Origin of the sequence: Bradyrhizobium cosmicum (assembly GCF_032290525.1) — a bacterium.
GTDB lineage: Bacteria > Pseudomonadota > Alphaproteobacteria > Rhizobiales > Xanthobacteraceae > Bradyrhizobium > Bradyrhizobium cosmicum_A.
In genome coordinates this window covers 1-18706 of sequence record NZ_JASXTA010000035.1, presented here as the reverse complement: position 1 = coordinate 18706, position 18706 = coordinate 1, and the positions used below count along the sequence as shown (strand labels likewise).

Here is an 18706-nt window from a genome sequence, read left to right as displayed (position 1 = left end):
TTTAGGCGAGATCGGATTTCGCCATCGCCTTGGCGCCGGCGGAGATCGAGGCGACGATGTTCTGGTAACCGGTGCACCGGCAGAGATTGCCTTCCAGCTCCTCGCGGATGGTGTGGTCGTCGAGCTCGTGGCCCTTGCGATGGACGATGTCGATCGCGGTCATGATCATGCCCGGCGTGCAGAAGCCGCATTGGAGGCCGTGGTGCTCGCGAAAGGCCTCCTGCATCGGATGCAGCGGCGCACCGTCGGCGGCCAGCCCCTCGATAGTCTTGACCTCGTGGCCGTCGGCCATCACGGCAAGCGTGGTGCAGGACTTCACGGCCTTGCCGTCGAGATGCACGACGCAGGCGCCGCACTGCGAGGTATCGCACCCGACATGGGTGCCGGTGAGGCGCAGATTCTCGCGCAGAAACTGCACCAGGAGGGTACGGGGATCGACGTTGGCCGTAACAGGATTGCCGTTCACGATGAGGGAGATTTTTGCCATAAGCACTCTCTATCAGCGCCCCGACGGGTCCCGTCGAAGCGGTTCTTATAATTATTCCAACCCATCATATGGGCCATTATGTCCCGGGGCAACATCACCCCGGACGCAAGGCGCCATGCCGAAAGGCGATAGGTTTCAGCCCTGTACCGCCTTGGCGAAGTTCGCGAAAAACTCGTCGGCCAGTTTCTTGGCGGTGCCGTTGATCAGGCGCTGGCCGAGCTGCGCCAACTTGCCGCCGATCTGCGCCTCAACCTCGTAGGAGAGCAGCGTGCCGCCATCCTTCTCCGCAAGCTTGACCACCGCGCCGCCCTTGGCGAATCCGGCCACCCCGCCCTCGCCCTCACCGGAGATCTTGTAGCCGTTCGGCGGATCGAGATCGCTCAGCATCACCTTGCCCTTGAAGCGCGCCGACACCGGACCGACCTTCATCTTCGCGGTCGCGCGAAAGCCGCCATCATCGGTCTTCTCCAGCTCCTCGCAGCCGGGGATGCAGGCCTTCAGCACCTCGGGATCGTTGAGCTTCTCCCACACGGCCTCGCGCGGCGCCGCAAGCTGGACTTCGCCGTTCATTGTCATGGCCATGGGGTTACCTCCCGGGAATTCGACTTGGGTCGCGCAACTATGATGCCGATCAAGTAACGCACGGCAGCCGCAAAGGAAAGGGTGGCACCCGGTCACGTGCAATGCATATTCGCAACTGCAAAAAGCTTGCGCCGATGGTTTGGGATTGGCAGAGCCCGGGCATGGTGATTAGGTCGCGCACAACATGAGTACATCCCTCTCCCCTCTGCTCGCGCCGATGCTGTCGAGCGCACCGATGCGCGCGGTCTGCGACGACCGGTCAACCCTCCAGAACATGCTCGATTTCGAGGCAGCTCTGGCCCGGGCCGAGGCCGCCACGGGTGTGATTCCCGCATCCGCCGTGGGCCCGATCGAGGCCGCCTGCCAGGCTGATGGCTTCGACATGGCCGCGCTCGCCGAGGCTGCAACCCGGTCAGGCAATCTGGCGATACCCCTGGTCAAGATGCTGACCGCCAATGTCGGCAAGGCCGATACGGACGCCGCGCGCTACGTGCATTGGGGTGCGACCAGCCAGGACGTGATCGACACCGCGACCATGCTCACGCTTCGCGCCGGCATCGATGCGCTAGACGGCGACCTCAGCCGCGCCATCAAGGGTTTTGCCGCACTCGCGCGCAACCATCGCAACACCGCGATGGTGGCGCGGACCTGGCTCCAGCACGCGCTGCCGATGCCGTTCGGCCTGAAGGCCGCTGAATATGCATCGAGCCTTGCCCGCGCGCGTTGCCGCTTGCGCAGGCTCTCGCGCGAGGGCCTTGCGCTGCAATTCGGCGGTGCTGCCGGCACGCTCGCCGCCCTCGGCGACAAGGGGCTCGTCGTTGCGGAGCGGCTTGCGCAGGAGCTCGACCTGCCGCTGCCGGAAGCACCCTGGCACACCCATCGCGACCGGATCGCGGAGGCCGCATCGGGTTTCGCGATTCTCGCCGGAAGCTGCGGCAAGATCGCGCGCGACGTCTCGCTGCTGATGCAGACCGACGTCGCCGAAGCGTTCGAGCCCGCCGGCGAAGGCCGCGGCGGCTCCTCGACCATGCCGCACAAGCGCAATCCGGTCGCGGCCGCAAGTGCGCTGGGATGTGCGACCATGGCTCCGCAACTCGCCGCGACGATCTTTGCCGCACAGGTGCAGGACCACGAGCGCAGCGCCGGACCCTGGCACGCGGAATGGCCGACGCTGCCGCAACTGATGCTGATCACCTCCGGCGCGCTTGCCGCCATCGTCGACATCGCCGAGGGCCTCGATGTCGATGCCGCGCGCATGCGCAAGAATCTCGACGCGACGCAGGGGTTGATCATGGCCGAGGCGGTCACCTTCGCGCTGGCCGACAAGATCGGCAAGGGCGACGCGCATCATCTGATCGAGGCGGCGAGCAAGCGCGCAGTCGCCGAGAAGAAGCATCTGCGCGAGGTGCTGTCGGCCGATTCGCAGGTTACCGCACATCTCACACCGGAAAAAATTGCGGCATTGTTCGAGCCGATGGCCTATCAAGGGGTATCCCAGGCCTTGATCGACCGGCTGCTCGACAGCCTCGACCGCGAATAAAAACGGCAAATACGACGGAGAGACCGCATGCCCATGATCGATGCCGACGGTTGCCTGATCAACGTCTCCGTCGAGGGCCGCGACGGCGGACCGACCTTGATGCTGTCCAATTCGCTCGGTTGCACGCTGCAGATGTGGGAGCCGCAGATGAAGGCGCTGACGCAGGTGTTCCGCGTCATCCGCTACGACCGCCGCGGCCACGGCAAGTCGAACGTTCCGCCCGGCCCCTACACGCTGGACCGCTTCGGCCGCGACGTGCTCGCGATCCTCGACGACCTCAACATCGAGAAGGTGCACTGGTGCGGCCTGTCGATGGGCGGCATGGTCGGGCAATGGCTGGGCGCGAATGCCCCTGAGCGTTTCGGCAAGCTGATTCTCGCCAACACCTCCTGTTACTACGCCGAACCCACCAAATGGCTGGAGCGCATCGACGCCGTGAAGAAGGGCGGCATCGCCGCGGTCGCCGATGCCGTGATCGCGGGCTGGCTGACCCAGGATTTCCGCGAGCGCCAGCCTGAGGTCACCGCAAAGATGAAAGCGATGCTGCTCGCGACCCCGGTCGAGGGATATCTGGCCTGCTGCGAGGCGCTGTCGACGCTCGACCAGCGCGCGCTGCTGTCTGACATCAAGAGCCCGACGCTGGTGATCGCCGGCCGCCACGACGTGGCGACGCCGATCGCGGCGGGCGAGTTGATCCGCTCCAACATTCCCGGCGCCAGCATGACCATCATCGACGCCGCCCATATTTCCAATGTCGAACAGCCGCATGCGTTTACTGACGCGGTGGTGGGTTTTCTGACGCAGCGCTAGCCACTATCACCGTCATTCCGGGGCACCTCGAAGAGGCAAACCGGAATCTCGAGATTCCGGATTCGATGCTTCGCATCGTCCCGGAATCACTGATCCGGAGAAACACCATGGACGACGACAAGCGCCGCGATGCCGGCATGAACGTGCGCCGGAAGGTGTTGGGCAATGCCTGGGTCGACAAGTCGATCGCGGGTCGCAACGCCTTCAACACCGACTTCCAGGACATGATCACGCGCTATGCCTGGGGCGAGATCTGGACGCGGCCCCATTTCGACGAGCGTACGCGGCGGGTGCTGGTGATCGGCACCATGGTCGCGCTCGGGCAATGGGACGAATTCCGCCTGCATGTACGTGCAGCGCTCGCCGAGGGCGGCTTCACGCCCGACGACATCAAGGAGATCCTGCTCCAGCAGGCGATCTATTGCGGCGTGCCGGCGGTGAACCACGCCGTCAAGGAGGCCTCAGCGATTGTGCAGGAGCTCGGCCTGCTCGAGACCTAGCGACGCCTCGGTCTCGACGGTCTTCGGAACGATCTTGGGCGCGGCCTCGGGCCGTTCGATCACCACGACGATCGCGGCGCCGAGCAGCAGCAGCAGCTCGGTGGCGTGCAGCCGCAGCGCGGCCATCTCTCCGACCTTCGAGGCCATCACCATGCTTGCAAACGAGATCAGGCTGCCGATCGCAAGCGCAATGCCGAGCGCCTCGTCGCTGCCGCCGTTCTTGCGGATTCGGGGAATACAGAGAAGCGCGAGATAGATCGCGAAGAACGCCACGACGGTCAGCCGTCCCAGCGCCAGCAGCCAGGCGGCGCGCACAGTGTCCATCCCCGCCATCTGGAGATGATCGCTGAGGAACAGCGCGACGGCAACGCTCGGGCGCTCGTAGAGGCCGTGCACTGGTGCCACCATGATGTTGAAGGCGACGAGGCTCCAGGCCGGGATGAAATAGGCCGCCAGCAGCGCGCCGTTGATCGAGCCGATTTGCCAATTCCTGAACATGCCGCTTCCCGCTTCGCCTGCCATGCGCCTTCGATCGAAGGCTTTGCGGGGAGCTAACTCGCATCAGACTGTGGCGGCAATTTAAACCCTTTGTTTACCTTAACTGGCCGGTTGGCCACGCCGCCATAGAAAAGGCCCCGCCTTGCGGCGGGGCCCTTCATCACTCCGGGGCTCCCAAACTACTTGTCCTCACCGTGCTGACCACCCTGCTGGCCGGGCCGATCACCCTGCCGCATCGGGTCGTTCTGCTGCTGCTGTCCGGGCTTCTGGCCGCCGCCCTGCTGCCCGGGGCGCTGGCCTGGGGTCTGGTTCTGCTGGCCCGGATTCTGGTTCTGCTGCTTCGTCATCGCGGGAAACTCCCTTGTTGGACGTAAGAGGGAGACAACGGCCGACATCCATTTTGGTTCTGTGCGGAACCGGGTTCCTCGCAGCCGCGGAACCGGGACACGGCATCGGTGACCGAAATGCTCTGTACAATCCTTCCCTGCCGAGCCATGGGCTGTTGCAGCGGCCAGTTCCCTCCTGTTACAAAACGGGAAGAATGCTTGAGGGCTGCCGGGGCCCGAGAAGAAACTCAAAACTCTCTCTCGAAGAGCTCCCTTTGAACCGCGTCAGGTTTGGTAACGGCAACCCATGGATTATTTCGCCCAGCAGCTCATCAACGGTCTCGTCCTGGGCTCCATCTACGGACTGATCGCCATCGGCTACACGATGGTCTACGGCATCGTCGGCATGATCAACTTCGCCCATGGCGACGTCTTCATGATCGGCGGCTTCATCGCCCTGATCACCTTCCTGCTTCTGATCTCGACCGGCCTCACCGCGATCCCGGTGATCCTGCTGGTGGTGCTGCTGGTCTCGATGGCGATCACCGCCCTCTATGGCTGGACCATCGAGCGCATCGCCTACCGGCCGCTGCGCCACTCGTTCCGCCTTGCGCCGATGCTGTCGGCGATCGGCATGTCCTTCGTGCTGACCAACTACTCGCAGGTGGCGCAAGGCGCCCGCGTCAAGCCGATCCCGCCCTTCATCACGGGCGGCTATACGCTGCATGAGAGCAACGACGGCTTTGTCATTCAGCTCTCCAATATCCAGATCATGGTGGTCGTCACCACCGTCGTGCTGCTGGCACTCTTCACCTGGCTGGTGTCGCGTACCCGGCTCGGGCGCGACATGCGCGCCTGCGAGCAGGACCAGACCATGGCTGCGCTGCTGGGCGTCGACGTCGATCGCACCATCTCCATGACTTTCGTGATCGGCGCTGGGCTCGCCGCGGTCGCCGGCCTGATGTACCTGCTTTATTACGGGACGGTCGATTTCTTCATGGGCTTCGTCGCCGGCATCAAGGCATTCACCGCGGCCGTGCTCGGCGGCATCGGCTCGCTGCCCGGCGCCATGCTCGGCGGCCTCGCGATCGGCCTGATCGAGACCTTCTGGTCGGCCTATTTCTCGGTCGGGTACAAGGACGTCGCGGCGTTCTCGATCCTGATCGTGGTGCTGATCTTCATGCCGACCGGCCTGCTTGGCCGTCCCGAAGTCGAAAAAGTCTGACGGACCGCCGCGTGACACCCATCCCGCACGAAACCAAGCACGCAAGTCGCACCGCCGGCATCCCCGCCCTTCTGAAGACCGCCTTCATCAACGCACTGATCGCGCTGGTGCTGTTCTCGCTGATGGTCGGCATCCGCACCGAGGCGGGCTCTGAGGGCCAGCTCACCTACTGGACGCGCTTCGGCGAGCTCGCCTCCCTCGTCGCCGCGGTGTTCGGCGGCTCGATCGTGATCGAACTGCTCCGGCAATGGATCGGCCCGACCGGCACCGAGAGGCTGGTGCCGCCGGCAGTGCGGAGCGGAATGTCGTTCGTCGGCCGCTATCTCGCGACGGCGCTCCTGACCTTCACGGTGCTGGTGCCTGTGATCTTCTACGACCAGCGCTACATCCTCGACCTCGCGATTCTCGTGCTCACTTACGTCATGCTGGGCTGGGGTCTCAACGTCGTGGTCGGGCTCGCGGGCCTGCTCGATCTCGGCTACGTCGCGTTCTATGCGGTCGGCGCCTATTCCTACGGGCTGCTTGCCACCAATTTCGGCTGGTCGTTCTGGGTCTGCCTGCCGCTCGCGGGCATCCTCGCCGCGTTCTGGGGCGTACTGCTCGGCTTCCCCGTGCTGCGCCTGCGCGGCGACTACCTCGCCATCGTGACGCTCGCCTTCGGCGAGATCATCCGCCTCGTCATCATCAACTGGCAGGAGCTCACCGGCGGTCCCAACGGCGTCTCCGGCATTCCCCGCCCCACCTTCTTCGGCATTCCGCTCGACAACAGCGATGACGGGCTGGCGGCAAAACTCGGCATCGAGTACTCGTCGACCCATCGCATCGTCTTCCTGTTCTACCTGATCCTGGCGCTGGCGCTGCTCACCAACTGGGTCACGATCCGCCTGCGCCGGCTGCCGATCGGGCGCGCCTGGGAAGCCTTGCGCGAGGACGAGGTCGCCTGCCGCGCGCTCGGCATCAACACCACGACGACCAAGCTCACGGCGTTCGCGACCGGCGCCATGTTCGGCGGCTTTGCCGGTGCGTTCTTCGCGACGCGCCAGGGCTTCATCAGTCCGGAATCCTTCACCTTCCAGGAATCGGCGCTGGTGCTCGCCATCGTCGTGCTCGGCGGCATGGGATCGCAGCTCGGCGTGGCGCTCGCCGCGCTCGCCATGATCGGCGGCTTCGAGCTGTTCCGCAGCCTCGAGACCTACCGCATGCTGGTGTTCGGCATGGCGATGGTGCTGATCATGATCTGGCGACCGCGCGGTCTGATCGGCCACCGCGCACCCACCGTGTACCTGACCAAGGCACACGCGATCTCCTCCGACCTCGTCAAGGAAGGGCACGGATGAGCGGCGACACGATACTCGGCGTCGACCGGCTGACCATGCGCTTCGGCGGCATCGTGGCCGTGCAGGACCTCTCCTTCGCCGCCGAGCGCAAGAAGATCACCGCCCTGATCGGGCCGAACGGCGCCGGCAAGACCACCGTCTTCAACTGCATCACCGGCTTCTACAAGCCGAGCGGCGGCGCCATTCGCCTGACCCATGACGACGGCAAGCTGATCGCGCTCGAGCGGCTGAACGATTTTCGCATCGCCAAGCAGGCCAAGGTGGCGCGCACCTTCCAGAACATCCGCCTGTTTCCGGGCATGACCGCGCTGGAAAACCTGATGGTTGCACAGCACAACGCCCTAATGCGCGCCTCCGGATTCACCTTGCTGGGTCTCGTCGGAGCCCCCGTTTACCGGGAGGCCGAGAAGCGCGCGATCGACCTCGCCACCGACTGGCTCAAGCGTGTTAATCTGCTCGACCGCGCCGACGACGCCGCCGGCAATTTCGCCTATGGCGACCAGCGCCGGCTCGAAATCGCGCGCGCGATGTGCACCGAGCCCGCGCTGCTGTGCCTGGACGAGCCCGCCGCCGGCCTCAATGCGCGCGAGAGCGCGGCCCTGAGCGAGCTCCTGCTCTCGATCCGCAACGAGCTCGGCACCTCGATCCTCTTGATCGAGCACGACATGTCGGTGGTGATGGAGATCTCCGACCACATCGTGGTGATGGACCATGGCGTCAAGATCGCGCAAGGCACGCCGCGCGAGGTCCGCGACGATCCCAAGGTGATCGCAGCCTATCTCGGCGCCGACGAGGAAGAGGCCGTGGCCGTGATGGAGAGCGGGTTGTGACATCGCCCGTTCCCCTGCTCGCGATCCGCGGCCTCCGTGCCGCCTACGGCAAGATCGAGGCGCTGAAGGGCGTCGACGTCGAGATCGAGGCTGGCGAGATCGTGGCGCTGATCGGCGCCAACGGCGCCGGCAAATCGACGCTGATGATGACGATCTTCGGCAAGCCGCGCGCCCGCGCCGGCCAGATCCTGTACGAAGGCCGCGACATCACCGACGTTCCCACCCACGAGATCGCGCATCTGCGCATCGCGCAATCGCCGGAAGGCCGCCGCATCTTCCCGCGCATGAGCGTCGCGGAAAACCTCCAGATGGGGGCGGATGCCACCGAATGCACGGATGCGGAACGCGAGTCCACGCTCCAGCGCGTGTTCACGCTGTTTCCGCGCCTGAAGGAGCGCTACGCCCAGCGCGGCGGAACGCTGTCCGGCGGCGAGCAGCAGATGCTGGCGATCGGCCGCGCCCTGATGAGCCGCCCCCGCCTGCTGCTGCTCGACGAGCCCTCGCTCGGACTGGCGCCGCTGATCGCGCGCCAGATTTTCGACGCGATCCGCACCCTGAACCGGCAGGACGGCCTGACCGTGCTGATCGTCGAGCAGAACGCCAACCATGCGCTGAAGCTCGCCCATCGCGGCTACGTCATGGTCAACGGCCTGATCACGCTGGCCGGGACCGGCGCCGAGTTGTTGCAGCGCCCCGAGATTCGCGCCGCCTACCTGGAAGGCGGCCGGCACGGCTGAAGCTGCCCGGCGGCGCAGCACATGCGGCCGAATGTGGCGAGATATCTCCACCCGTGCCCGTATTTTGCCGGTGACTTCTCCCGAGATTCATTCAAGAATGGCGCCGGTTTGGACCGGGCGCACCCGGCAACTTCCACAGGCGACCACCCGCGAGGTATCTCATGAAATCACTGAAGCTCATCGGTTTGGCATTCGGCGCGTCGATCGCGCTGTCGAGCGCGGCATTCGCGCAGGATGTCACCGTCGCAGTCGCAGGCCCGATGACCGGCGGCGAGTCCGCCTTCGGCCGCCAGATGAAGAACGGCGCCGAGATGGCCGTGGCTGACATCAACGCCGCCGGCGGCGTCAACGGCAAGAAGCTCGCGCTCGCCGTCGAGGACGACGCCTGCGATCCGAAGCAGGCGCGATCGATCGCCGAGAAGATCGCTGGCGCGAAAATCCCGTTCGTCGCCGGGCATTATTGCTCGTCCTCGTCGATCCCCGCCTCGGAGGCCTATGCCGACGGCAACGTACTCCAGATCACCCCGGCCTCGACCAATCCGAAATTCACCGACAGCGGGCTGTGGAACGTGGCGCGCGTCTGCGGCCGCGACGACCAGCAGGGCCTGGTCGCGGCGCAGTACATCGCCAAGAATTTCAAGGGCAAGAACATCGCGATTCTCAACGACAAGACCACCTACGGCAAGGGTCTAGCCGACGAGACCAAGAAGGCGCTCAACAAGGCCGGCATCACCGAGAAGATGTACGAGTCCTACAACAAGGGCGACAAGGACTTCAACGCGATCGTCTCGCGCCTGAAGCGCGACAACATCGACCTCGTCTATGTCGGCGGCTACCATCAGGAAAGCGGCCTGATCCTGCGCCAGATGCGTGACCAGGGCCTCAAGACGATCCTGATGGCCGGCGATGCGCTCGCTGACAAGGAGTACGCCTCCATCACCGGCCCGGCCGGCGAAGGCACGCTGTTCACCTTCGGCCCCGATCCGCGCAACAAGCCGACCGCGAAGAAGATCGTCGACGCCTTCAAGGCCAAGAACATCGACCCCGAAGGCTATACGCTCTACACCTACGCGGCGATGCAGGTCTGGTCGCAGGCGGCGAAGAAGGCTGCCACGACCGACGCGAAGAAGGTCATGGCGGCAATCAAGGCCGGCAAGTGGGACACCGTGATCGGCCCGATCGAGTATGACTCCAAGGGCGACATCAAGCTGCTCGACTATGTCGTCTACAAATGGGACGCCAAGGGCGGCTACGCCGAGATCAAGGGCAATGGCACCTGAGACAGGAAGCCTGACCTTTTAACTCGATCGATCCTAACGCCCCGGTTCGCCGGGGCGTTGCTTTTTGCCGGAGGGTCAGACGGCTGCCGAGAGCTCGCCGCCTGCTGCTGCCTGTGCCGTCCGGAGCGCGTGCAGGAGATCGTTCGGCCGAAACGGCTTTTGCAGGCACACCACATCGGCCAGATCGGGCGCCTCGCCCATGAAATCCAGCGCGGTCATGCCGGAGATCGCGACGATCGGAAAGCCGGGAATCTGCTCACGGATGGCCAGCATGACGTCAACGCCGCTGGTGTCGGCCAGGAAAATGTCGATAATGGCAGCATCGAAAGGGCCCTCGCCGAAGGCCTTCACGCCCGCTGCGCCGCTCTCGGCCTCGACCACGTCATAGTGGTTGACCCGAAGCACGATCGCGACCATGGCGCGGACGGCCTTCTGGTCGTCGACAACGAGGACGCGGGGCATGGGAACAACTCCCGGTTTCGTATCATTAACTGGTTCAGTTCACAGCAAGGGGCGGCAGGGCAGTATGAGTCCGTCCAGTAAAGCACCCCTTACCAGATACCTATTCCAAATCCCCCATCGAGTTAAGTAAGCTGTAACCCTCGGTTGAGTCGCAAGCGCTTTCCGTCAGGATGCGCGCCCGGAGCCGGCTACCATGACGTAGGCTACCCCGCCGCAAGAGATTCGCGTACGAGGTCATCATGCCGGCTTACGAGAGATCGACGTGCTAGCGCCAAACGACCGAAGCACTTTCCTGTCGACGTTGCCGGCCACGCGGAGCGATCGCACGGCGGCATTGGCGATCGTCGGCATCTCCGCGATCCTGTTCGCGCTGGCCGTACCGTTTGCCGGCTTGCCGCTCGTGCAGGTGCCGGCCTTCGTGGCGAGCTACCAGTCGGCGCTCGCGGTCAGCGACATCATCACTGGCGTCTTGCTGCTGTCGCAGTTCGCCGTATTGCGCGGCCGCGCGCTGCTGCTGTTGTCGACCGGCTACCTGTTCACGGCGGCGGCGGCGGTGACCCACGCCCTCACCTTTCCCGGGCTGTTCGCTCCGGCCGGGCTGTTCGGCGCCGGTTCGCAGACCACCGTCTGGCTCTACATGATCTGGCACGGCGGCTTTCCGCTTTTCGTGCTGGCCTATGCCTGGCTGAGGGACGACAACGGCGGTAACAGGGTTGCCGCCTCGACGGCGCACGCAATTGCACTCTCCGTCGCCGGCGCGCTCATTGCGGTCGCCGTCTTCGCCTGGCTGGTGACTGCACAGCACGACCTGCTGCCGGTCTTGTTGAAGGACGGCCACTACACCACCACCATGATCGGCGTGGTGTCGTTCGTGTGGTCCCTGAGCTTTGCGGCCCTGGTCACGCTGTGGTTTCGCAAGCCACACACGGTGATCGACGTCTGGCTCATGGTCACGATGTGCGCCTGGCTGTTCGACATCGCGCTGTCGGCGATCGTCAACGTCGCGCGTTTCGACCTCGGCTTCTACGCCGGCCGGCTCTACGGCCTCTGTGCGTCGAGTTTCGTGCTCGCGGTGCTGCTCATCGAGAACGTGCGCCTCCAGGCGAACATGGCGGGCATGGTCGGCGCCCTACAGCGGCAGTCGAGCTCGGAACGGAACTATTATGCCGAGCGCGAGCGGCTGTTCAGCGCCGTCGTCGAATCCTCCAACGACGCCATCATCACGAAGTCGCTCGATGGCACCATCACGTCCTGGAACCATGCGGCCGAGCGCGTCTTCGGCTACTCCGCCAACGAGGCGATCGGCCGCCAGGTCGATATCATCATGCCCGAGGGGCAGCGCGAGGACGCCGCCGAAATGCTGGCCCGCACCCGCAACGGCGAGGTCATCGACCAGCACGAGACCGTGCGGCTGCACAAGAACGGCCAGCTGATCGATGTCGTGCTGAGTCAGGTCCCGCTGCGATCGAGCGACGGCAAGATCATCGGCGCCTCCAAGGTCGCACGCGACATCACCGAGCGGAAGCGGGCGGAGACCGCTCTCAATCGCGAGATCGAGGAGCGCCAGCGCATCTTCGAGACCTCGCAGGACCTGATCCTCGTGACGGACGGTTACGGCAATTTCATCCAGATCAGCCCGAGCGTGAAGGACATCCTCGGGTATAATCCGGAGGACATGATCGGGCACAGCGCCATCGAGTTCATTCATCCTGATGACCTCGACAGGACGCGGAGCGAGATGCGCGCGGCCCGGCGTGGCGCGGTCAAGCGCAGCTTCGAGGCGCGCTACTACCACTACGACGGTCACGAGGTGACGCTGAACTGGATGGGCACCTGGTCGGAGCCGGTGAAGCGCCATTTCTTCATCGGCCGCGACCTCACCGAGAAGCAGACCGCCGAAGCCCAGCTCAGGCAGATCCAGAAGATGGACTCCATCGGCCAGCTGACCGGCGGCGTCGCCCACGATTTCAACAACGTGCTCACCGTCATCACCGGCACGATCGGCATCCTCGCGGATGCGGTGGCCGACCGTCCCGAGCTCGCCGCCATCACCAAGCTGATCGACGACGCCGCCGAGCGCGGCGCGCAACTGACCAAGCACCTGCTCGCCTTTGCCCGCAAGCAGCCGCTCCAGCCGCGCGAGATCGACGTCAATGCGCTGACGCTCGAGGCCGCCAAGCTGCTGCACCCGACCCTCGGCGAGCAGATCACCATCATGCCGCAGCTCACCGAGGATGCCTGGCCGGCGCTCGTCGACCCCGGCCAGCTCTCCACCGCGATCCTCAATCTCGCGTTGAACGCCCGCGACGCCATGCCGGACGGCGGCACCCTGGTGCTGGAGACCCGCAACATCTTCCTCGACGACGGCTATGCCAGCATGAATCCCGACGTCGTCGCCGGCAGCTATGTGATGATCGCGGTCAGCGACACCGGCACCGGCATTCCACCCGAGCTGATCGAGCGGGTGTTCGATCCCTTCTTCACCACCAAGGAGGTCGGCAAGGGCACCGGGCTCGGGCTCAGCATGGTGTTCGGCTTCGTCAAGCAGTCCGGCGGACACATCAAGATCTACAGCGAGGAAGGCCACGGCACGAGCGTGAAGATCTACCTGCCGCGCTCGAGCGGCGCGCAGGAGACCGATTTCGAGGCACTCCAGAACGTGCCCATCGCCGGCGGCGACGAGAAGATCCTGATCGTCGAGGACGACGCGCTGGTGCGGCAATACGTCGTGACCCAGATCAAGAGCCTCGGCTATACCGCGCTGGAAGCCGCCAACGCGGCCGAAGCCCTCGCCATCATCGATGCCGACCAGGGCATCGACCTGCTGTTCACCGACATCATCATGCCGGGTCACATGAACGGCCGCCAGCTCGCGGACGAGGCGGGGCGGCGGCGTCCCGACCTGAAGACGCTGTTCACCTCGGGCTACACCGAGAACGCCATCGTCCACCACGGCCGGCTCGATTCCGGCGTGCTGCTGCTGGCCAAGCCCTACCGCAAAACCGAGCTCGCCAAGATGCTCAGGACGGCGCTGGCGAGTTGAGCGCGCGGCATCGGTGCGCTATCGCTCATCCCGTAGCGCATGGAGTGCCCCTTGAAAAATCTGCTCACCGATATCGCCGGCGTCCGCGTCGGCCACGCCGAAAACGCAAAACTCGCCTCCGGCACCACGGCGATCATCTTCGATTCCCCGGCGGTCACGGCGATCGACGTGCGCGGCGGCGGACCCGGCACCCGCGAGGACGCGTTGCTCGATCTCGCCAGCACGGTCGAGCGCGTCGATGCGATTGCGCTGTCCGGCGGCTCCGCCTTTGGAATCGAGGCCGGTGGCGGCATCCAGGCGTGGCTTGCCGAACAGGGCCGCGGCTTGCGGATTCGCGAAGCGGTGATCCCGATCGTGCCGGGTGCGATCGTGTTCGACCTGCTCAACGGCGGCGACAAGGCCTGGGGGCGCTTCGCGCCCTATCGCGACCTCGGTTACGCCGCAGCCGTCGCGGCAGGTCATGATTTCGCGCTGGGCAGCGTCGGCGCCGGCTTGGGGGCCACCACCGCGACCTTCAAGGGTGGGCTCGGCTCGGCCTCGGCGGTTCTCGCCAACGGCATCAAGGTCGCCGCGATCATGGTGGTCAACGCAGTCGGCAGCGCCACCGTCGGCGAGGGACCCTGGTTCTGGGCGGCGCCGTTCGAAGAAAACGGCGAGTTCGGCGGGCGCGGCCTGCCGCCCAAATTCACGCCGGACATGCTGGCGATGCGCATCAAGGGCGGCCCCGCCGCGAGCGCCCGTGAAAACACCACGATCGGTCTCGTCGTCACCGATGCCGCGCTGACCAAGGCTCAGGCCAAGCGGCTTGCAATGATCGCGCACACCGGATTTGCCCGCGCGATCTATCCGGTGCATGCACCGACCGATGGCGACGTGCTGTTTGCGGCTGCGACCGGCGAGAAGCCGGTCGAGCCGCTGGTCGGCCTCACCGAGCTCGGCACGATCGCCGCCAACGTGGTCGCGCGCGCGATCGCACGCGGCATCTACAACGCCACGGCCCTGCCGTTTCCCGGCGCGCAGCCGGCGTGGAAGGATCGGTTCGGCTAGAAGATGATCCGGAAAAGTGCGAAGCGGTTTTCCGAATAGATCATGCTCAAACAAGAACCTTAAGCGCGATGACGATTCATCCCAATCTCATCGCGCTTTAGCAACGAAACGGCGGATACGGCGTTATCCCGGCGGGCCGAGGTGCGCCGCCATGCCGTCTTCCGTAATCCGCTTCTTCCATTATGCGCCCGACACGCGCGAGCTCGAGGTGACTTTCGTCAGCGGACGCCTCTATGTCTACGAGGATGTTCCGCCTGAGGTCGCCGCCGCGTTCAGGAATGCATATTCAAAGGGCACGTTTTTCAATCACGAAATCCGTGATCGTTACGCCTATCGTGACATCACGCCCATGTCAGTTGGCCGGGGATACGGCTCACACGCTCATCGACATCGATGATGCCGCAGATCCCGCCGAGGCCTGCGCCTGACGCTGCATCATCTGGCCGAACCAGTCATAAGGCGAATTGCCCCCGCCGTTCGCATTTGACGAGCTGGAGGCGCCGGGGACCGTCGTCGACATCTTGAAGCCGTCGGCATAGGTGACGGTGGTGGTGGTCGATCCGTCTGCGCCCGTCGTCGTGGTCGACGTCGAGCCGCCGCCGGATTTCGACGAGGACTCCGATCCATCGCCGGAGCCGCCCGAACCCTGCGCGTGGTGATGGCCGCCCTTCAGCGCCTTCGACAACTCTCCGAGGCTCACGCTGTCGTCGGAATTCGCATCCAGCTTGGAGAACACGTCGTCGGCCTGCGCCAGGTTGGTGCCGCCGGCGCCAAGCGCGTCTTCGAATTCGGACTTGGTGATCTTGCCGTCACCGTCCGCATCGATCTGCGAGAACAGGTCCTTCAGCGCGTCCTCGCGGCTCATCGTCTTCGAGGATGCCGAGCTCGACGATGCCGAGCTGGATGACGCCGAATTGATGGTGCTGCTCGCGCTGTCCGAAGACAGGCCTTGCATGGCAAGCAATGCGCTCATCGTCTCCGGCGCGAGCTGTGGACCTTTGCTCGAGGCGACCAGCGAGGTCACGATGTTGGCGGGGTTGTCGACGGCGAACCGGCCGGTCGCGTCTTGCGATCCGGTCTTTTGCGTCGACCCGGCCTTCTGGCTCGACGATGACAATTTCGAGTTCGTCAGCGACTGCAGCGCGTCGAGCGCACTGCCTACAGCACCAAGAGCAGCCAACATTGCACAACTCCAACCGATGCGGCATGCCGCAGCAAATGTTCGCTGGAAGGTCAGCAAGCCTCGTGCCAGCGCGAAAAGCTCAATGAAATCCGCTTCCCTCGCGCCGCGCGGAGCTCGGGAACATCGGCAATTCATGCCGCAGACGGCAGAAATTTCCGCCCACGGGAAGCCCGTCGCCCCTGCATTGCCCGGCGCACAGGCCCATGTTAGGCGAGGCCTGTTCTCTCACGGCCGCGACGGGAAACTGCGCCATGACCCAAGCCTTCGCCCACCGCCCCCTGGCCATTGCGCCCTCGATCCTGGCCTCGGATTTCTCCAGGCTCGGCGAAGAGGTGCGCGCGGTGGACGCCGCCGGCGCCGACTGGATCCATCTCGACGTGATGGACGGCCACTTCGTCCCGAACATTTCCTATGGCCCCGACGTCATCAAGGCGATGCGCCCGCACAGCAAGAAGATCTTCGACGCGCATTTGATGATCTCGCCCTGCGATCCCTATCTCGAGGCCTTTGCAAAGGCCGGCTGCGACCACATCACCGTGCATGCCGAGGCGGGTCCTCACCTGCACCGCTCGCTCCAGGCGATCCGCGCGCTGGGCAAGAAGGCCGGCGTGTCGCTCAATCCGGGAACGCCGATCAGCACGCTCGAATACGTCCTGGATCTCGTCGACCTCGTGCTGGTGATGTCGGTCAATCCCGGCTTCGGCGGCCAGGCCTTCATCCCCTCCGCCATCGGCAAGATCCGCGACATCCGCGCGATGACTGCGGGCCGTCCGATCGACATCGAGGTCGATGGCGGCGTCGGTCCCGACGTCGCCGGCCCCTTGGCGGCGGCCGGCGCCAACGCCTTCGTCGCCGGCACCTCCGTGTTCAAGGGCGGCACGCAGGAGGCCTACAAGACCAACATCGCCGCGATCCGCAACGCAGCGGCAACGGCGCGCGGCGAAGCGATCTGACAGTTCGTCGCGGTCCGAACCGGCCTCGTCGCCGCTGCGACCAATGCGAATGGATGAAATCCGCGCTACTCTGTTTTCCGCAGGCCTGCGGCGCCTGCTCGTCGAAACCCTGCAGGACGGGGAGCAGGTGATCTGGCAGGGCCAGCCCGACGGTGTCGTCCGCATGATCATGTGGCGATTTCTCTGGTGGATCGGATTCCCCTGGCTGTTGCTGACCGCTATCGCGATCAGAAACGGTTGGGTCGGCCAGGCAGCCCAACCTCTCGTGATGCTCGGGGTTGCGATGGTCGCGGCCCCGCTCGTGATGCTGCTGCACGACCTGCAAACGCTCTACCTGATCACCGATCGCCGCACGCTGATCCTGCGAACGGCCTGGGGCAGACGGACGGTCAGCCAGACGTCGTTCCAGGCGATGGATGCGGTCTTCGAAATCCTCGACATCGGCCGCGGCGCCGGTCACCTCAACTTCGCATCAGGGCGGTCGACCCGTTCGCCCGATACCGACTACACCGGCCGCTATGGATTTCGCTGTGTTCGAAACGCTCCGCGCGTCCGCGATATCCTCGAAGGCGCGCGCGCAGGCACGATGCAGCGGCCGCACGCGCAAAAACCTGCGGGCCCTTCGGGTGTTGCGACGCGCGACGCCTAAAATTGCAACCAAAATCCGTACTCATCCGGGCTTCCCTGATTCGTGCAAATCACCACAAGTGATTCTCGCCTGCTTTTGACGGGAGCACATCATGACGACGACCCTGGTTTGGACTGGCGTGGCGTTGTGGCTTGGTTTTTGTGCATTTGTTGTGTTTGGCCCATCTGCCGGACCGGTGAAAGTCACGGCACGTTCGGGCCGCATCGCTCATCCCCGCCTTCACCGGAATTGATGCCATGCAAGTCGCGATCGTGAAACGTCAGCCGAAGCGCCGATGCCGTATCCCGCGCCGCCCGCATCCGAACCTCGATTATTTCTTTGGCCGCCTCGAGCATGCCGCGGGCGCACCGAACGACGATGCCGGACCCGACAATTCCGACGCGGACCATTCGCTCCACTCGCCGCGGCAGCACTGAGAATTCCTTTTTTCCGGGACACCCCATGAAACCCCATTGCCCGAACTGCCTGAAGGAAATGACCAAGGCATCCGCGTCGCGTAACCTCTTCAATTGCGAGCCCTGCCGCGAGATCATCCAGTATTTCGGCGGCAGCGCGGATCACGGCGAGCCCGGCCCGCAATTCTCCTGGCCGATCCGCCGCAAGCGTTCCGTCTACACCGCCTGCGCGGCCTAATCTTTCCTAAAGCGTGATGGCATTAGCTTCGATAGCCTGAGTTTTTGAGGTAGTTGGCGCATTCTTCAGGCGTGAAGGCGTCAAGGAGCTCGCCGATGGCGGCGCAGACCGCATCGACGGTTCGTGCGGCTGCCTTGCGGAGCAGATGTTTGAGCTTGGCAAAGACCTGTTCGATCGGGTTCAGGTCGGGTGAGTATTTTGGCAGGAAGAACAGTTTGGCTCCGGCGGAGCGGATGAGCTGGCGCACGGCTTTGCTTCTGTGGCTGCCGAGATTGTCCAGGACGACGATATCGCCAGGACGAAGGGTCGGCAGGAGAACCTTCTCGACATAGATCCGGAAGCTTACGCCATCGATTGGTCCCTCGATGAACCATGGCGCGTCGATCCGGTCATGGCGCAGAGCCGCCAGGAAGGTCATGGTTTTCCAGCGGCCGTGAGGAACCTTGGCGCTGAGTCTGTGCCCGCGCGGAGCCCATCCCCTCAAGGGCGCCATGTCGGTCCGGGTCCAGGTCTCGTCGATAAAGACCAGCCGCTCAGCTTCGACGCGACCTTGGTACTTTGTCCACTGGGCTCGCCGTCGTGCC

Annotated in this window: 22 protein-coding genes; 14 read left to right on the top strand and 8 right to left on the bottom strand. The window is 64.7% G+C overall.

Annotation, left to right across the window (positions count from 1 at the left end; translation table 11 throughout):
* Position 1 precedes the first annotated feature (1 nt).
* Positions 2 to 487, bottom strand: coding sequence for a (2Fe-2S)-binding protein (locus tag QSV46_RS36365; RefSeq protein ID WP_014494194.1), 486 nt, complete (start codon positions 485 to 487; stop codon positions 2 to 4).
* A gap of 135 nt (positions 488 to 622) precedes the next feature.
* Positions 623 to 1069, bottom strand: coding sequence for a carbon monoxide dehydrogenase subunit G (locus tag QSV46_RS36360; protein ID WP_314963148.1), 447 nt, complete (start codon positions 1067 to 1069; stop codon positions 623 to 625).
* Positions 1070 to 1253: 184 nt separating this feature from the next.
* On the opposite strand from QSV46_RS36360, the gene QSV46_RS36355 reads away from it, so the two are divergent.
* From QSV46_RS36355 to QSV46_RS36345, 3 genes are all read left to right on the top strand, one after another.
* The gene (locus QSV46_RS36355; RefSeq protein ID WP_314963145.1) at positions 1254 to 2609 is read left to right on the top strand and encodes a 3-carboxy-cis,cis-muconate cycloisomerase; all 1356 of its coding nucleotides are present in this window, start codon (positions 1254 to 1256) and stop codon (positions 2607 to 2609) included.
* A gap of 27 nt (positions 2610 to 2636) precedes the next feature.
* Positions 2637 to 3419, top strand: coding sequence for a 3-oxoadipate enol-lactonase (gene pcaD / locus QSV46_RS36350; RefSeq protein ID WP_314963142.1), 783 nt, complete (start codon positions 2637 to 2639; stop codon positions 3417 to 3419).
* Between the two features lie 107 nt (positions 3420 to 3526).
* Positions 3527 to 3919 (top strand): carboxymuconolactone decarboxylase family protein, encoded by a 393-nt coding sequence (locus tag QSV46_RS36345; protein WP_314963138.1) that lies wholly within the window; start codon positions 3527 to 3529, stop codon positions 3917 to 3919.
* Here QSV46_RS36345 and QSV46_RS36340 read toward each other — a convergent pair.
* Together QSV46_RS36340 and QSV46_RS36335 are read right to left on the bottom strand one after the other, a co-directional pair.
* Positions 3881 to 4417 (bottom strand): hypothetical protein, encoded by a 537-nt coding sequence (locus QSV46_RS36340; protein ID WP_314963136.1) that lies wholly within the window; start codon positions 4415 to 4417, stop codon positions 3881 to 3883. The genes QSV46_RS36345 and QSV46_RS36340 overlap by 39 nt on opposite strands.
* Before the next feature lie 179 nt (positions 4418 to 4596).
* Complete coding sequence (locus QSV46_RS36335; RefSeq protein WP_314963134.1) at positions 4597 to 4764, bottom strand: hypothetical protein; 168 nt, start codon at positions 4762 to 4764, stop codon at positions 4597 to 4599.
* Between the two features lie 286 nt (positions 4765 to 5050).
* Between QSV46_RS36335 and QSV46_RS36330 the strand changes: the two genes are divergently transcribed.
* From QSV46_RS36330 to QSV46_RS36310, 5 genes are all read left to right on the top strand, one after another.
* Complete coding sequence (locus QSV46_RS36330) at positions 5051 to 5968, top strand: ABC transporter permease subunit (protein WP_314963132.1); 918 nt, start codon at positions 5051 to 5053, stop codon at positions 5966 to 5968.
* Between the two features lie 11 nt (positions 5969 to 5979).
* A complete protein-coding gene (gene livM / locus QSV46_RS36325) occupies positions 5980 to 7305 on the top strand; it encodes a high-affinity branched-chain amino acid ABC transporter permease LivM (protein ID WP_314963131.1) in 1326 nt (441 codons plus the stop codon).
* Positions 7302 to 8135, top strand: coding sequence for an ABC transporter ATP-binding protein (locus QSV46_RS36320; protein WP_314963129.1), 834 nt, complete (start codon positions 7302 to 7304; stop codon positions 8133 to 8135). The genes livM and QSV46_RS36320 overlap by 4 nt, the downstream gene beginning before the upstream one ends.
* Positions 8132 to 8872: an ABC transporter ATP-binding protein gene (locus QSV46_RS36315; RefSeq protein WP_314963127.1), complete on the top strand. Its 741-nt coding sequence runs from the start codon at positions 8132 to 8134 to the stop codon at positions 8870 to 8872. The genes QSV46_RS36320 and QSV46_RS36315 overlap by 4 nt, the downstream gene beginning before the upstream one ends.
* Before the next feature lie 161 nt (positions 8873 to 9033).
* A complete protein-coding gene (locus tag QSV46_RS36310; protein WP_314963122.1) occupies positions 9034 to 10152 on the top strand; it encodes a branched-chain amino acid ABC transporter substrate-binding protein in 1119 nt (372 codons plus the stop codon).
* A 75-nt stretch (positions 10153 to 10227) separates the two neighbouring features.
* Here the strand turns inward: QSV46_RS36310 and QSV46_RS36305 are convergent, their stop codons facing one another.
* Entirely contained in the window at positions 10228 to 10614 is a 387-nt protein-coding gene (locus tag QSV46_RS36305) for a response regulator (RefSeq protein ID WP_314963119.1), read from the bottom strand.
* 262 nt (positions 10615 to 10876) lie between these two features.
* On the opposite strand from QSV46_RS36305, the gene QSV46_RS36300 reads away from it, so the two are divergent.
* The 3 genes from QSV46_RS36300 to QSV46_RS36290 all read left to right on the top strand — a co-directional run bounded on the left by QSV46_RS36300 (position 10877) and on the right by QSV46_RS36290 (position 15101).
* Entirely contained in the window at positions 10877 to 13657 is a 2781-nt protein-coding gene (locus QSV46_RS36300; RefSeq protein ID WP_314963116.1) for a PAS domain S-box protein, read from the top strand.
* Between the two features lie 51 nt (positions 13658 to 13708).
* Positions 13709 to 14704: a P1 family peptidase gene (locus QSV46_RS36295; RefSeq protein WP_314963115.1), complete on the top strand. Its 996-nt coding sequence runs from the start codon at positions 13709 to 13711 to the stop codon at positions 14702 to 14704.
* A gap of 151 nt (positions 14705 to 14855) precedes the next feature.
* The gene (locus QSV46_RS36290; RefSeq protein ID WP_314963112.1) at positions 14856 to 15101 is read left to right on the top strand and encodes a KTSC domain-containing protein; all 246 of its coding nucleotides are present in this window, start codon (positions 14856 to 14858) and stop codon (positions 15099 to 15101) included.
* Here the strand turns inward: QSV46_RS36290 and QSV46_RS36285 are convergent.
* A complete protein-coding gene (locus QSV46_RS36285) occupies positions 15078 to 15887 on the bottom strand; it encodes an EF-hand domain-containing protein (RefSeq protein ID WP_314963109.1) in 810 nt (269 codons plus the stop codon). The two genes, QSV46_RS36290 and QSV46_RS36285, sit on opposite strands and share 24 nt — an antisense overlap.
* Before the next feature lie 251 nt (positions 15888 to 16138).
* Between QSV46_RS36285 and rpe the strand changes: the two genes are divergently transcribed.
* Positions 16139 to 16840, top strand: a complete 702-nt coding sequence (rpe, locus tag QSV46_RS36280) for a ribulose-phosphate 3-epimerase (RefSeq protein ID WP_314963106.1) — start codon at positions 16139 to 16141, stop codon at positions 16838 to 16840.
* A 49-nt stretch (positions 16841 to 16889) separates the two neighbouring features.
* The gene (locus tag QSV46_RS36275) at positions 16890 to 17489 is read left to right on the top strand and encodes a hypothetical protein (protein WP_314963103.1); all 600 of its coding nucleotides are present in this window, start codon (positions 16890 to 16892) and stop codon (positions 17487 to 17489) included.
* A gap of 182 nt (positions 17490 to 17671) precedes the next feature.
* On the opposite strand, the gene QSV46_RS36270 is transcribed toward QSV46_RS36275, so the two are convergent.
* The gene (locus tag QSV46_RS36270) at positions 17672 to 17878 is read right to left on the bottom strand and encodes a hypothetical protein (RefSeq protein WP_314963099.1); all 207 of its coding nucleotides are present in this window, start codon (positions 17876 to 17878) and stop codon (positions 17672 to 17674) included.
* Between the two features lie 52 nt (positions 17879 to 17930).
* Between QSV46_RS36270 and QSV46_RS36265 the strand changes: the two genes are divergently transcribed.
* Positions 17931 to 18122: a hypothetical protein gene (locus QSV46_RS36265; RefSeq protein ID WP_314963096.1), complete on the top strand. Its 192-nt coding sequence runs from the start codon at positions 17931 to 17933 to the stop codon at positions 18120 to 18122.
* Between the two features lie 22 nt (positions 18123 to 18144).
* Here the strand turns inward: QSV46_RS36265 and QSV46_RS36260 are convergent.
* Positions 18145 to 18706, bottom strand: a 562-nt coding sequence (locus QSV46_RS36260; protein WP_314963095.1) for an IS630 family transposase, incomplete at its 5' end; no start/stop codon positions are given.

Bases quoted from the DNA above. Each gene is read 5' to 3' on its own strand.
- QSV46_RS36365 (WP_014494194.1), bottom strand. From the start codon at position 487: ATGGCAAAAATCTCCCTCATCGTGAACGGCAATCCTGTTACGGCCAAC.
- QSV46_RS36360 (WP_314963148.1), bottom strand. From the start codon at position 1,069: ATGGCCATGACAATGAACGGCGAAGTCCAGCTTGCGGCGCCGCGCGAG.
- QSV46_RS36355 (WP_314963145.1), top strand. From the start codon at position 1,254: ATGAGTACATCCCTCTCCCCTCTGCTCGCGCCGATGCTGTCGAGCGCA.
- pcaD (WP_314963142.1), top strand. From the start codon at position 2,637: ATGCCCATGATCGATGCCGACGGTTGCCTGATCAACGTCTCCGTCGAG.
- QSV46_RS36345 (WP_314963138.1), top strand. From the start codon at position 3,527: ATGGACGACGACAAGCGCCGCGATGCCGGCATGAACGTGCGCCGGAAG.
- QSV46_RS36340 (WP_314963136.1), bottom strand. From the start codon at position 4,417: ATGTTCAGGAATTGGCAAATCGGCTCGATCAACGGCGCGCTGCTGGCG.
- QSV46_RS36335 (WP_314963134.1), bottom strand. From the start codon at position 4,764: ATGACGAAGCAGCAGAACCAGAATCCGGGCCAGCAGAACCAGACCCCA.
- QSV46_RS36330 (WP_314963132.1), top strand. From the start codon at position 5,051: ATGGATTATTTCGCCCAGCAGCTCATCAACGGTCTCGTCCTGGGCTCC.
- QSV46_RS36320 (WP_314963129.1), top strand. From the start codon at position 7,302: ATGAGCGGCGACACGATACTCGGCGTCGACCGGCTGACCATGCGCTTC.
- QSV46_RS36310 (WP_314963122.1), top strand. From the start codon at position 9,034: ATGAAATCACTGAAGCTCATCGGTTTGGCATTCGGCGCGTCGATCGCG.
- QSV46_RS36305 (WP_314963119.1), bottom strand. From the start codon at position 10,614: ATGCCCCGCGTCCTCGTTGTCGACGACCAGAAGGCCGTCCGCGCCATG.
- QSV46_RS36290 (WP_314963112.1), top strand. From the start codon at position 14,856: ATGCCGTCTTCCGTAATCCGCTTCTTCCATTATGCGCCCGACACGCGC.
- QSV46_RS36285 (WP_314963109.1), bottom strand. From the start codon at position 15,887: ATGTTGGCTGCTCTTGGTGCTGTAGGCAGTGCGCTCGACGCGCTGCAG.
- rpe (WP_314963106.1), top strand. From the start codon at position 16,139: ATGACCCAAGCCTTCGCCCACCGCCCCCTGGCCATTGCGCCCTCGATC.
- QSV46_RS36275 (WP_314963103.1), top strand. From the start codon at position 16,890: ATGGATGAAATCCGCGCTACTCTGTTTTCCGCAGGCCTGCGGCGCCTG.
- QSV46_RS36270 (WP_314963099.1), bottom strand. From the start codon at position 17,878: ATGGTCCGCGTCGGAATTGTCGGGTCCGGCATCGTCGTTCGGTGCGCC.
- QSV46_RS36265 (WP_314963096.1), top strand. From the start codon at position 17,931: ATGAAACCCCATTGCCCGAACTGCCTGAAGGAAATGACCAAGGCATCC.